Below are 13,365 nucleotides of genomic sequence, written 5' to 3'. Positions count from 1 at the left end.
CTGGGAATAGACATCATGCTGAAAGTCACCAAAGCGGTATTTCCTGTTGCGGGCCTCGGCACGCGCTTCTTGCCGGCCACCAAGGCAAGCCCCAAGGAAATGCTGCCGATCGTCGACAAGCCGCTGATTCAATACGCGGTGGAAGAAGCGATCGCGGCGGGCATCACCGAAATGATCTTCGTGACGGGCCGCAGCAAGCGCGCCATTGAAGACCACTTCGACAAGTCGTACGAAATCGAAGCCGAGCTCGAAGCCCGCAACAAGCAGAAGCTGCTCGACCTCGTGCGCAGCATCAAGCCTGCCAACGTGGATTGCTTCTACGTGCGCCAAGCCGAAGCACTCGGCCTCGGGCATGCCGTGCTGTGCGCGGAAAAGCTCGTGGGCGACGGTCCGTTCGCCGTGATTCTCGCCGACGACCTGCTGTACAGCCCGAAGCCCGTCATGACGCAGCTCGTGGACGTGTTCAATCACTATCACAGCTCGGTGATCGGCGTGGAAGCCATCGAGCGCGAGAATAGCGCGTCGTACGGTATTGTCGACGGCCGTGAATGGGAAGAAGACGTCTTCAAGCTCTCGGGCATCGTGGAAAAGCCGGCGCCCGAAAACGCGCCGTCCAACCTGGGCGTGGTGGGGCGCTACGTGTTCATGCCGACCATTTTCCAGCATCTGCGCGCGCTGAAGCCGGGCGCGGGCGGCGAACTGCAACTCACCGACGCCGTGCAGTCGCTGCTGGCCGAAGAGCAGGTGCTCGCGTATCGCTACATGGGCACACGTTTCGACTGCGGCAGCAAGCTCGGCTACCTCAAGGCCACGGTGGAATTCGCGCTGCGTCACCCCGAGGTGAAGGACGAGTTCGAAGCCTATTTGCAGGCGCATTTGCCGGCCGCGCTGGCCGCGGCGGCCTGATTCGCGCGTTGCTCTGATGAAACGGCGCGCGGGTCTCAGTGCCCGCGCGCCTGCCAGAATGCGCGCTGCACGCGCATCACGTCCTCTTCCACTTCCTCGACCGGTCCGATCAGGTCGACGGCCTTTTGGCAGTGATCGAACACGTAGCGCGACGAGACGCTCATCGTCGGGTTTTCTTCGTGGCGGCCCGTGGCTTCGAGCAGGCGCGTCTCGGTCAGGCCGAATACCACTCGTCCGATATTGGCCCAGTAGGCGGTGCCCGCGCACATGCAGCACGGTTCCACCGACGTATAGAGCGTGCAATGCCAGAGATACCCAGCGCTGAAATTCATTGCGGCGATGCGCGCGAGCACGGCCTCCGCGTGATTGACCGTGTCGACGTTGCCTTGTTCGATGAGCACGGTTTCGTGATCGGGGCCGACGAGAATCGCGCCGAACGGGTGATGCCCGAACGACGCCGCGCGCTCGCCCACGGCCGCCGCGTGCCGCAAATGCCGCACGATCTGCTCGCGCGTGGGCGATGAATCCGAAGCGGCCGTGAGTGTCGTCATGTCGTGTCTCCTGGTGTTTTAAATCTGGATCGAAAGCGAAATCGTAGGGCGTTTACTTCGGCACCGCGCCGTCCACGCCTTCCACGAACCAGTTCAGGCGAAGTAGTTCGGTATCCGAAAGAGATTTTCCCGCTGCCACACGTATCGTGCCCGCTTGATCCTTGATTGGCCCGGCGAACGGATCGAACGTGCCCGCCACGATGGCGTCGCGCTTCGCGTTTAGCGCCTTCAGCGCCGTGGGCGAGACCGCGTTCGTGTTGATGTCGGCGAGATCGATCGCCTTCTCCTTGAGACCCCACCACACGGGCGCATTGGTCCACGTGCCGGCCATCACCTGCTGCACGAGATGCGAGTAATACACGCCCCAGTAGCTCACGCACGCGCCCAACTGGGCGTTCGGGCCGAACTGTTTCATGTCCGAATCCCAGCCGAAGGCATGGACCTTCTTCTGTTCGGCGGTCTGCATCGTGGCGGTGGAGTCGGTGTTCTGGATCAGCACGTCGGCGCCCTGGCCGATGAGCGTTTCGGCGGCCTGCTTTTCGCGGCCCGGATCGAACCAGCTGTTGATCCAGATGACCTTGACCTTGGCGTTCGGATTCACCGAGCGCGCGCCCATCGTGAAGGCGTCGATATTGCGTACGACTTCGGGCACCGGCACGGACCCGACAAAGCCGAGCTGATTGCTTTTGGTCGTGTAGCCCGCCACGAGTCCCGCGAGGTAAGCGCTCTGGTACGTGCGCACGTCGTAGGTCGCGAAGTTGGGCGCTTTCTTGTAACCCGTCGCGTGCATGAACACGGCGTCGGGGTAGTCCTTCGCCACTTTTAGTTCGAAGTCCTGAAAACCAAAGCTCGAACCGACGATGATCTTGTTGCCCTTGGCGGCGAGATCGCGAAACACGCGCTCCGAGTCGGCGGATTCGGGCACGTTCTCCACGCGCGTGACCTTGATCTTGTCGCCGAACTGCTTTTCGATGGCTTTCACGCCTTGCTCGTGCGCATAGGTCCAGCCGGCGTCGCCGGGGTTGCCGAGGTAGACGAATGCCACGCCCATGGGCGTGGAAGGCGACGTGGCGGCCGCGCTGGCGCCGATCGAGAAGGCGGCGCCGAGTGTGGCGAGTACGAGAGGGGCGACGCGCAGGACGCGGGCCATGCGGTTATTCATGAAGTCTCCGTGAGCGGGCTGGGAATGAACCGATGTTCGCGAGGCCAAAATTAGGGAAATATTTGCTGTCGTTATCTCGCCCATAACGGAATGAATATGAAAGGAAGCATGCGGTGAACGCAGTGTTCGTCGTAGCGACGAATTGGGCATGCGGCATGCTCGCCTCTGACTGATTTTGCGTCCGTGATCGACTGCGAAATTCGCGAATGCGCGAGAATGCGTCGGGATGCAATGAAACTCACGCATATTCAGGCAGCATCGGACGGCATGCGGTGCCCTCGTGGCGCGCGGAACCGGCGAGTTCGCCGTATGTCCGGTCGTCAGGGGGCGCGCGCTTAATCGAGGAGATTGGCGATGACGAGGCACCCTGTGGCAAACAGCGACCATCCCACGCCGGGCGGCGCGCAGTGCGTTGGTTCGTGCGACCCCGCCGAGCATTTCGACATCGTGTTGATTCTGCGGCGGCAATCGTCGGCGGAATTTCATGAGCTCGTCGACAAACTCGCGTCGAACGATCCATCGGCCAAGCCTATTTCACGCGAGGAGTACGAGCGGCGTTTCGGCGCATCCGCCGACGACGTGAAGCGCGTCGAGCAATTCGCCACGTCGCATGGTCTCCAGGTCGCGCACGCCGATCCGGCAGCGCGGCGCGTCGTGCTCTCGGGCACGGTGCAGCAATACAATGCGGCGTTCGGTGTGGATCTGCAACGCTTCGAGCATCAGGTCGGCAAGTCCAAATTCCATTTTCGCCAGCCTAACGGTCCCGTGCATTTGCCCGACGACGTGCACGAGGTCGTGACGGCCGTCGTGGGGCTCGACAATCGCGCGAAGGCGCAGCCGCACTTTCGCCTCAATCACGCGCCCACCTCGAGCGATCCGTCCATTCGTCCGCCGATTCGCGCCGCGAGCGCTGTGAGCAATTCGTTCACGCCGCTGCAACTCGCGGAGCTTTACGACTTTCCGCCCGGCGACGGCAAAGGCCAATGTATCGCGCTCGTCGAAATGGGCGGCGGCTACGATACGGCCGATTTGAGCGCCTATTTCAAGGGTCTCGGCGTGAGCGCGCCGACCGTGGAGGCGGTGTCCGTCGACCAGGCGAACAACGCGCCCACGGGCGACCCCAACGGCCCCGACGCCGAAGTCACGCTCGACATCGAGATCGCGGGTGCGCTCGCGGCCGCCGCGCTCATTGCCGTGTATTTCGCGCCCAACAGCGAGGCCGGTTTCGTCGATGCGGTGAGCGCCGCGCTGCACGACAGCCAGCGCAAGCCGTCGGTCATTTCGATCAGTTGGGGCGCGCCGGAATCCTCGTGGTCGCAGCAGTCGCTCAGTGCGCTCAACGACGCGCTGCAAACGGCCGTCGCGCTCGGCGTGACCGTGTGCGCGGCCTCGGGCGACAGCGGCTCCTCGGACGGCATGAGCGACGGCGCCGATCATGTCGACTTTCCCGCCTCGAGCCCGTATGCGCTCGGCTGCGGTGGCACGCACGTGAGCGCGTCGGGCGGCCAGATCACGCGCGAAACGGTGTGGGGCAGCGCCGCCGCGGGCGGCAACGGCGACGACGGCGCGACGGGCGGCGGCGTGAGCAGCACGTTTGCGTTGCCCGCGTGGCAAAAGGGCTTGCGCGTGGTGCGCGGCAGCGGCGGGGCGGGCGCGCTCGTGCGTCGCGGGGTGCCCGACGTCGCGGCCGATGCCGACCCGGCCACGGGCTACGTGGTGCGCGTGGGGGGCACCGACACGGTCGTGGGCGGTACCAGCGCCGTCGCACCGCTGTGGGCCGCGCTGCTCACGCGCATCAACGCCACGCGCGGCACGGCCGTGGGCTTTGTCAACGCGAAGCTCTACGCGCAACCGGCCGCGTTCAACGACATCACGAGCGGCAGCAACGGCGACTACTCCGCCGCCCCCGGCTGGGACGCCTGCACGGGGCTCGGCACGCCGGTGGGCAGCAAGGTGGCGTCGGCGCTCGCGTCGGCGTAGCATGAGCCGTCGCGCGGTGTGCGGGACGGTGCGGTTTGCGATGGCGCCGCCCGCTTGCCGCGCGACGGCCTGAAACGAAGACGTGCGAGTTCGACATCCGCGAAAAAACCGCGCCGGTGCATGCGCGTTGCATGTTTCCGATGCGAGAAGCTGTGCTCCCTCCAGTCGACACAGGAGACGACATGAACGACGAGGCGCAGTCCACCAGCAACGGCCAGGCTTCCGGCCCGACGGGCAGCAACGGCAAGCACCGCAGTCCCGCCGACCAGCCCTGCTTCGATCCCATCGCTTACGGCAACGGTCCCGACGACTTCGTCACCGACATGACCGAGAACGCCGCTATTACGCATCATGCGATCCAGATCGGCAAGGAAGCGATCGCCTACACCGCGACGGCGGGGCATCTCGTCACCGTCGACCCGAGCAGCTCGCAGCCCAACGCGAAGATCTTCTACGTGGCGTTCACGAAAGACGGCGTGCAGGCGCAGGATCGCCCGGTCACGTTCTTCTACAACGGCGGCCCGGGTTCGTCTTCGGTGTTCGTGCTGCTTGGCTCGTTCGCGCCCAAACGCATCAAGACGTCGATGCCGGGCTTCACGCCGCCCGCGCCCTATGCACTCGAAGACAACCCGGACAGCCTGCTCGACAAGAGCGATCTCATCTTCATCAATCCGGTGGGAACGGGCTATTCGGCCGCCATCGCGCCGCATCACAACCGCGACTTCTGGGGCGTGGATCAGGACGCGGATTCGATCAAGCAATTCATCAAGCGCTATCTCACCGCGAACGATCGCTGGAATTCGCCGAAGTTTCTCTACGGCGAGTCGTATGGCACGGCGCGCAGTTGCGTGCTCGCATACCGGCTGCATGAGGACGGTATCGATCTGAACGGCATCACGCTGCAATCGTCGATACTCGACTACACGCAAAGCGGCAATCCGGTGGGCGCGTTGCCCACGGCCGCCGCGGACGCGTGGTTTCATCAACGCCTGGGCGTGAAGCCCGCGCCGAAGGATCTGCAGGCATTCGCGGCACAAGTCGCGCAATTCGCGCGTACCGACTACCGCGAAGCCCTGGCGAAATTCCCCAATGCCAAAGATCCGGCCATTGCCGCCGCGCTCACGAAACTCTCTCAATACACGGGCATCGACACGCAAACGCTGGAGTCGTGGAATCTCGACATTGCCGCTTATGACAGCCGTGGAAACTCACTCTTTCTCACTACGCTGCTGAAAGACAAAGGCGTGGCGCTGGGTTCGTACGACGGCCGCGTGACGGCGATCGATACCGGCATTGCCGGCGACATCGACCCGAATTCGGGCAGTAACGACCCGACCATGACGGCCGTGAGCGGCGTCTATACGGCCATGTGGAACAGCTACCTGAACGAACAGCTTAAATTCCGCACCAATTCGTCATTCACCGACCTCAACGATCAGGCGTTCAAGAACTGGAATTTCGGCCATATCGATCCGACTGGCGCGCAGAAAGGCACCGACGCACAAGGCAATATCGTGCTTTACACGGCCGGCGATCTGGCTGCGGTCATGGCACTCAACCCGGATTTGCGCGTGCTGTCGGCCAATGGCTATTACGATTTCGTCACGCCGTTCTATCAGACCGTGATCGACTTGCAGAAGATGCCGCTCGTCGACCAGAAAGTGCGCGACAACCTGGTTGCGCGTTTCTATCCTTCGGGGCACATGGTGTATCTCGACGGCGGTTCGCGTACGGCGCTGAAAGCCGATCTCGCGAAGCTGTATCAGTCGGCCGTGACGGACCGGCCAGCGGTGGCGCGCATTCGTGCGTTGCAGCGCATGAGCACGATGAGCACCATGCATCACTGACCGGCGAGTACGGCTAGCGCGGCGATGGCGTGCGGTTTTGCGCCATCGCCTCGAGGCACGCGCGCGCGTCGCCCGGCACGATGCGCGCCGCGCACGCGATCATTAGATTCTTCGCCAGGCCGAAGTCTTCCACCACGTACCCGCGTTCGCAGATTCGCACGGATTGATCGGCGGAACCGGCCGACGCGGCCGTGGACGGCACGCGTTCGAGCAGCGTGCCCGCGTCGGACGTATAGGCCCAGATTTCCTTGCCGAGCGCGGCCGCATAGCCAATTTCGAATGCGGTGCCCGAATCCGGCTCGCCCGGGCCGCGAAAATCGTTGACATTGGCCATGACGATCTCGGCGGCGCGAATGGCGTCGAGGTTCGCGCGATAGATCCATGCGGCTTTGCGCGGGCCGTCGAGGTCGACGGGCGCCGCGGTGTCGAGCGGATACATGCCTTCGAAGCCGTATTCGGCGCAGGCCGCGACGAGGCGGGCGCCGAATTCGACGGCGTCACGGCGGAACACGTCGAAGCCGGCGAGATAGACGCGCGGACGTCGGGGCGGGGAAGCAATATTCATGGCGCGCGTTCCTCCAGGCAAGAAGTCAATTTTATGTCGTATCGGCGATTCTAGCGCCGCCGCTCGCGCGACTGCAGTTTCGCGTTGCGCGGGGATGCCTCAGTGAGTTTTTCGCATGCGTTTTCTCGTTCGCCTTTCATTCGGTTGACAACGAATGTTGTCCATGGCTACGATCACGCACCTTGCGTGATGCGCTGCTATCCAGCGGGATTCACTGGTAGCATGCGCACTCCCTCGTTTTCGCCGACCTGCTGGCATCGTGTTGCACGCTTCATGCCTGCCGAAAAGGCACGCAGCGAAGCATGAAGCCCGACCAAAGCCATCGGGCAGGCAACCCGCGATACCCGTGCGGTATCGTCTTGCACCATGTGGAGACCATGAATACATTCGCCGGTGGCCAGTCGAAGGCCGCATTGCAAACGCTCGAAGCGGGCGCTTATTCGAAAGCGACCTTGCGTCTGTTGCCGTTCCTTTTTCTCTGCTACGTTGCCGCGTATCTCGACCGCGTGAACGTGGGCTTCGCCAAATTGCAGATGCTCAGCGACCTGCAATTCAGTGAGACCGTGTATGGCCTCGGCGCAGGCATCTTCTTCATCGGATATTTTTTCTTCGAAGTCCCAAGTAATGTCATCATGCACCGTGTGGGTGCGCGGCGCTGGATCGCGCGCATCATGCTCACGTGGGCGATCATTTCGGCGGCCTCGTTGTTCGTCAAGACGCCCACGCAGTTCTATATCGTGCGTTTTCTGCTGGGCGTGGCCGAAGCGGGTTTCTTCCCCGGCATCGTGCTGTATCTCACGTACTGGTTTCCGGCCGCGCGCCGCGGCCGCATGAACGCGCTGTTCATGATCGGCATTCCCATTGCGGGCGTGGTGGGCGGCCCGCTCTCGGGCTGGATTCTCGCGGCGTTCTCGGGCGCGAACGGTTTGGCGGGCTGGCAATGGCTGTTTCTGATCGAAGCGGTGCCGTCGTTCGTGCTGGGCATCGTCACGCTGGCTTATCTGCCGAACAATATTCGCGCCGCGAAATGGCTTTCGGATGAAGAGAAAGCCGTGCTGGAGCAGAATATCGCGCAGGACAACGCGGGCAAGGGCCATGCGTCGATCGGCTCGGTGTTCTCGAACGGCCGCGTCTGGCATATGGCCATCATCTACTTCTGCTGCATGATGGGCCTGTACGGCATCAGCTTCTATCTGCCCACGCTGATCAAGGCAAGCGGCGTGAAGGACGCGCTCAACGTGGGCCTGCTCACGGCCATTCCGTACGCCTGCGCCGTGGTCAGCATGCTCGGCGTGGCGAAGAGCGCCGACCGCACCGGCGAGCGCCGCTGGCACTTCGCGATCGCGTCGTTTGCCTCGGGCGTGGGCCTCTATTTCAGCACGGTGTTCGGCGCGAACGTGCCGCTCGCCATGATCGCGCTTTCGGTGGGCGCGGCGGGCATGCTCGCGACCATGCCCGTGTTCTGGACATGGCCGAGCGCGATTCTCGCGGGCGGCTCGGCGGCGGCGGCCATCGGCATGATCAATTCCATCGGCAATCTGGCGGGCTTCGTGAGCCCGTCGATCATCGGCTGGCTCAAGGACGTCACGCACAGCACGAACGCGGGCATGGCGTTCGTCTCGGCGGCGATGGTGCTGGGCGCGGTGCTGGCGCTGCTGCAACCGAAAAAGCTCGTGAACGGTTGAGCGTTCGCGCGCGAAGCGCGAGCCTCGTGAAGCAGGCAGCGGCCGAAAGGTCGCTGCTTTTTTTTCGCCTGACCGACGGCGTCGCGTTTTGATTTCCTCCGACCGCCATGTTCGCGAGCGCGGCGATGCGGGCGATCCTGCGCTGTTTAACGCGTCCAAACCGTGCGATCATCTCGTTCCTGGCGCGCCGGCGCGCGCCACGGATCAATGACTGGGAGCGGACATGGAAGCACAAGGCAGCACGGTGGTGATCGTCGGGGCAGGGCATGCGGGCGGCAACGCGGCGGCGCTGTTGCGGCAATACGGGTTCGACGGCCGCATCGTGCTGGTCGGCGAGGAGCCGGTTCCGCCGTATCATCGCCCGCCGCTCAGCAAGGCGTATTTGAAGGGCGAGGCCGAGATCGAGCGCCTTTGGCTCAAGCCGCGCGCGTTCTACGACGAGCAGCGCATCGAACTGAAGCTCGGCACGGGCGTGCAATCGATCGATCGCGCGGCGCACACGCTCACGCTGGCGGACGGCAGCTCGCTTGCCTACGACAAGCTGATTCTCGCGACCGGGTCGGTCCCGCGCGCGTTGACGGTGCCCGGCCACGACCTCGCAGGCGTGGTGGCGCTGCGCTCGCTCGCCGACGCAGACGTACTGCGCGAACGCGTGAAGCCAGGCGAACGGCTCGTGGTGATCGGCGCGGGGTATATCGGCCTGGAAGCCGCCGCGGCGGCGCGCCAACTGGGACACGCGGTCACGGTGCTCGAAGCCGCGCCGCGCGTGCTCGGCCGCGTGACCGGCGAAACGGTGTCCACGTTCTACGCGAACGAACACCGCGCGCAAGGCGTCGATCTGCGTCTGAACGCCAAAATCGAAGCGCTCGTGGGCGAACACGGCAAGCTCACGGGCGTGCAGCTCGAAGGCGGCGAAGTCGTGCCCGCCACGCTCGCGCTGATCGGCATCGGCATTCTGCCCAACGAAGCGCTGGCGCGCGACGCGGGCATCGTTTGCGCCAACGGCATTCAGGTCGACGACGACGCGCGCACCAGCGATCCAGACGTTTTCGCTATCGGTGACTGCGCGCATCGTCCGCTCGCGCACTACGGCCGTCCGGGCCGGCTCGAAAGCGTCCACAACGCGGTCGAACAGGCAAAGCTCGCGGCTTCGGCCATCGTCGGCAAGCCGCGTCCCGCCTGCGACGCGCCGTGGTTCTGGTCGGATCAATACGATCTCAAGCTGCAAACCGTGGGCCTCTGCGAGGGCTACGACGAGACCGTCGTGCGTGGCGATCCCGCGGCGCGCCGCTTTGCCGTGTACTACCTCAAGGATCGTGAACTGCTGGCGGTCGACGCCGTGAGTTCGATGCCCGATTTCCTGTGCGGCAAGAAGCTCGTTGGCACGGGCCGCAAGCTCGATCTCGACGCGCTGCGCGACCCGGCCACGGAAATCGGCAAATTCGCGGCGGCCACGCTGGCCTGAGCGATGGCCGCATGCCGTCCGGATCGCGCCGCGTGCCGCGCTCCGGACGGATCCGGCGGATCGAGACATGATGCATCCAGACGAATATCGTCTCGATTCGCCCCGTCATGAGTCTCGGCTAGAATGCCAACGCGGCGCCGCCCCGAGGCAGCCGGCTCAGCCTTGGCCGCAAGCCGCAAGCGTTCCGATAGTCATGCCGCGCCACCGGGCGTTCGCCGCTCCGAACGCCGCGATTCGAGGAGAGTGAAGCGATGGAACAACGCTCCCGCTTTGGGGCGAGCTTGCTGCCTTATCTGCTCGTCGGTCCGCAACTCGCGGTGACCGTGATCTTTTTCCTCTGGCCGGCCGGCGTGGCGCTGATGCAATCCACGCAGTCTGAAGATGCGTTCGGGACGTCTTCGGTATTCGTCGGCCTCGCGAATTTCACGCGGCTCGTGCAAGACCCGCTCTATCTGGGCTCGGTCAAAACCACTCTGATCTTCACCGCGCTCGTGACCTTCATCGGGCTCGCCGTTTCGCTGCTGCTCGCGGGCATGGCGCACCATGTGACGCGCGGCAAGCGCTTTTATCAAACCTTCCTGATCTGGCCGTACGCCGTCGCGCCCGTGATTGCCGCGGTGCTGTGGGGCTTTCTGTTCAATCCGAGCATCGGGCTCGTGACCTACGCGCTCGCGCATGCGGGCGTGATCTGGAATCATGCGCTGAATCCGGGGCAGGCCATGGCGCTCGTAGTGATCGCTTCGGTGTGGCAGCAGATCAGCTACAACTTCCTGTTCTTCTACGCGGGCCTGCAGTCCATTCCGCAGTCGCTGTTCGAAGCGGCCGCGATCGACGGCGCGGGCCCCGTGCGCCGCTTCTTCGGCATCGCCTTTCCGCTGCTCTCGCCCACGAGTTTCTTCCTGCTCGTCGTGAACGTGGTGTACGCCTTGTTCGATACGTTCCCGGTGATCGATGCGGCCACCGGCGGCGGCCCCGGCCAGGCCACGCGCACGCTCGTGTACAAGATCTTCGACGAAGGCTTTCGCGGCCTCGATATCGGCAGTTCGGGCGCCCAGTCGGTCGTGCTCATGCTGATCGTCACGGCGCTCACGATCTTCCAGTTTCGCTTCATCGAACGCCGGGTGCAGTACTGATGATCGAGAACCGCAAATACTTCAACCTCTTTTGCCACGCCATGCTGCTGCTGGGCGTGGCCGTGGTGGCGTTCCCCGTGTACGTGGCGTTTTGCGCGGCCACCATGAACGAACAGCAAGTGTTCTCCGTGCCGCTTTCGCTGGTGCCCGGCACGCATCTATGGGAGAACCTGACCACCGTGTGGCGCACGGGCACGGGTAGCGCGGCGAGTCCGTTCGGCACGATGCTCATGAACAGCGTCATCACGGCGCTCGTGATTTCGGTGGGCAAGATCGCCATTTCGATCATTTCCGCCTATGCGATCGTGTTCTTCCGTTTCCCGTTCCGCCGTCTCGCGTTCTGGCTCATCTTCGTCACGCTGATGTTGCCGGTGGAAGTGCGCATCTTCCCAACGGTCCAGGTGGCGGCCACGCTGCATCTCACGAACACCTACGCGGGTTTGACCCTGCCGCTGATCGCCTCGGCCACTGCGACGTTCTTGTTCCGGCAGTTCTTTCTCACGCTGCCGAACGAACTGATCGAAGCGGCGCGTATCGACGGCGCGGGGCCCATGCGTTTCTTCTGGGATGTCGTGCTGCCGCTCTCGAAGACGAATATCGCGTCGCTCTTCGTCATCACGTTCATTTACGGCTGGAATCAGTATCTGTGGCCCATTCTGATGTCGAGCACCGCGTCGATGACCACGGCCGTCGTGGGCATCAAGAGCATGATTTCGAGCGGCGATGCCGCCACGCAGTGGCATCTGGTGATGTGCGCGACGATGATCGCGATGCTGCCGCCGCTTGTGGTGGTGCTCGCGATGCAGCGCTGGTTCGTGCGCGGTCTCGTCGACGTCGAGAAATGACGGCACGGTTCATGGCAAAACACAGCATCGAGACGAAAATCGTCTCGCGGGGGACGGCATGGCGGCATTGACAATACGCGCGGTAACGAAGTCATACGATGGCGCGCAGCAGGTGCTGCACGGGATCGACGTGGACGTGCAGGACGGCGAGTTCATGGTGCTGGTCGGGCCGTCGGGCTGCGGCAAGTCCACGTTGCTTCGCATGGTCGCGGGGCTCGAAAGCATCACGTCGGGCGAGATCGCCATCGGCGGCAAAGTGGTCAATCGCATGGAGCCGAAGGATCGCGACATCGCCATGGTGTTCCAGAACTACGCGCTGTATCCGCATATGACGGTGGCGCGCAACATGGGCTACAGCCTCAAGCTGCAGGGACTCGATCGCCATACGATCGACGCGCGTGTGAAAGCCGCCGCCGACATTCTGGAACTGGGCGCGCTGCTCGAGCGCAAGCCGCGCGAACTCTCGGGCGGCCAGCGCCAGCGCGTGGCCATGGGGCGTGCCATTGTGCGCGAGCCCGCCGTGTTTCTCTTCGACGAACCGCTGTCGAATCTCGACGCAAAGCTGCGCGTGCAAATGCGCCTTGAAATTCAGCGCTTGCATGCGCGGCTGCGCACCACGAGCCTCTATGTCACGCACGATCAGATCGAGGCGATGACGCTTGCCCAGCGCGTGATGGTGCTCAACGGCGGCCGCGCCGAACAGATTGGCACGCCCAGCGAGGTGTACGACCGGCCGGCTTCGATGTTCGTCGCGAGCTTCATCGGTTCGCCCGCCATGAACTTGCTGAGCGGCCGCGTGAGCGATGACGGCCGGCGTTTCGAGGTCGCGGGTAACGGGCCGCATGTGCCGCTGGCGGAGCCGCCGCCGTGGTTGCCGAAGGGCGCGGCGTGCGTGCTGGGCGTGCGACCTGAGCATATGCACATGCGCGAGCCCCTGCAGGCGTCGCGAGACGAAGCCGTCACGCTCGAAGTCGACACCTGCGAACTGCTGGGCGCCGACAATCTCGCGCACGGCCGCTGGGGAAACGCCGATGTCGTCGTGCGTTTGCCGCATGAAACGCGGCCCGCGCCCGGTACGCGCCTCGCGGTGCAGTTGCCCCCCGCGCGTTTGCACTTCTTCGACCCGGAAACGGGCGCGCGGCTGGGCTGAAAGCGGTCGTGAATCGCACGCGAGGCCCTGAAAACAGCGGCGAATCGTGTTGGCGCCGCTCGCTGCCGCCACGAAT

At 64.0% G+C, this 13,365-nt stretch carries 11 protein-coding genes; 8 read left to right on the top strand and 3 right to left on the bottom strand.

The genetic code is table 11. The features are described from left to right. Window positions 1-15 precede the first annotated feature (15 nt). Window positions 16-906 carry a UTP--glucose-1-phosphate uridylyltransferase GalU gene (gene galU / locus FAZ98_RS16945; RefSeq protein WP_158952465.1) on the top strand — a complete coding sequence of 297 codons (891 nt, stop codon included), beginning with the start codon at window positions 16-18 and terminating at the stop codon, window positions 904-906. 35 nt (window positions 907-941) lie between these two features. Here galU and FAZ98_RS16940 read toward each other — a convergent pair whose 3' ends face one another. Both FAZ98_RS16940 and FAZ98_RS16935 read right to left on the bottom strand, forming a co-directional pair. Then, a complete protein-coding gene (locus FAZ98_RS16940) occupies window positions 942-1,457 on the bottom strand; it encodes a nucleoside deaminase (protein ID WP_158952464.1) in 516 nt (171 codons plus the stop codon). A gap of 52 nt (window positions 1,458-1,509) precedes the next feature. Beyond that, window positions 1,510-2,619 carry a BMP family ABC transporter substrate-binding protein gene (locus FAZ98_RS16935; protein WP_158952463.1) on the bottom strand — a complete coding sequence of 370 codons (1,110 nt, stop codon included), beginning with the start codon at window positions 2,617-2,619 and terminating at the stop codon, window positions 1,510-1,512. Window positions 2,620-2,973: 354 nt separating this feature from the next. Here FAZ98_RS16935 and FAZ98_RS16930 point away from each other — a divergent pair, with 354 nt between their 5' ends. Both FAZ98_RS16930 and FAZ98_RS16925 read left to right on the top strand, forming a co-directional pair. Beyond that, on the top strand, window positions 2,974-4,599 hold the full coding sequence (locus tag FAZ98_RS16930) for a S53 family peptidase (protein ID WP_158952462.1): 1,626 nt from the start codon (window positions 2,974-2,976) through the stop codon (window positions 4,597-4,599). Window positions 4,600-4,781: 182 nt separating this feature from the next. Further along, window positions 4,782-6,446: a S10 family peptidase gene (locus FAZ98_RS16925; protein WP_158952461.1), complete on the top strand. Its 1,665-nt coding sequence runs from the start codon at window positions 4,782-4,784 to the stop codon at window positions 6,444-6,446. Window positions 6,447-6,459: 13 nt separating this feature from the next. On the opposite strand, the gene FAZ98_RS16920 is transcribed toward FAZ98_RS16925, so the two are convergent. Next, window positions 6,460-7,011: a nucleoside 2-deoxyribosyltransferase gene (locus FAZ98_RS16920; protein ID WP_158952460.1), complete on the bottom strand. Its 552-nt coding sequence runs from the start codon at window positions 7,009-7,011 to the stop codon at window positions 6,460-6,462. A 377-nt stretch (window positions 7,012-7,388) separates the two neighbouring features. Between FAZ98_RS16920 and FAZ98_RS16915 the strand changes: the two genes are divergently transcribed. From FAZ98_RS16915 to FAZ98_RS16895, 5 genes are all read left to right on the top strand, one after another. After that, window positions 7,389-8,696 (top strand): MFS transporter, encoded by a 1,308-nt coding sequence (locus FAZ98_RS16915; protein WP_158952459.1) that lies wholly within the window; start codon window positions 7,389-7,391, stop codon window positions 8,694-8,696. Window positions 8,697-8,919: 223 nt separating this feature from the next. After that, window positions 8,920-10,161 carry an NAD(P)/FAD-dependent oxidoreductase gene (locus tag FAZ98_RS16910; protein ID WP_199272383.1) on the top strand — a complete coding sequence of 414 codons (1,242 nt, stop codon included), beginning with the start codon at window positions 8,920-8,922 and terminating at the stop codon, window positions 10,159-10,161. Between the two features lie 251 nt (window positions 10,162-10,412). After that, window positions 10,413-11,294 carry a sn-glycerol-3-phosphate ABC transporter permease UgpA gene (ugpA, locus tag FAZ98_RS16905; protein ID WP_158952458.1) on the top strand — a complete coding sequence of 294 codons (882 nt, stop codon included), beginning with the start codon at window positions 10,413-10,415 and terminating at the stop codon, window positions 11,292-11,294. After that, on the top strand, window positions 11,294-12,139 hold the full coding sequence (gene ugpE, locus FAZ98_RS16900) for a sn-glycerol-3-phosphate ABC transporter permease UgpE (RefSeq protein WP_158952457.1): 846 nt from the start codon (window positions 11,294-11,296) through the stop codon (window positions 12,137-12,139). Before ugpA ends, ugpE begins: the two co-directional genes overlap by 1 nt. 58 nt (window positions 12,140-12,197) lie before the next feature. Further along, entirely contained in the window at window positions 12,198-13,289 is a 1,092-nt protein-coding gene (locus FAZ98_RS16895; protein WP_158952456.1) for a sn-glycerol-3-phosphate import ATP-binding protein UgpC, read from the top strand. The last annotated feature ends 76 nt before the right edge of the window (window positions 13,290-13,365 follow it).

Origin of the sequence: Paraburkholderia acidisoli, assembly GCF_009789675.1 — a bacterium.
Classification (GTDB): domain Bacteria; phylum Pseudomonadota; class Gammaproteobacteria; order Burkholderiales; family Burkholderiaceae; genus Paraburkholderia; species Paraburkholderia acidisoli.
Note: the sequence above shows the minus strand (reverse complement) of the source record. Positions and strands in the feature narration are given on the sequence as shown.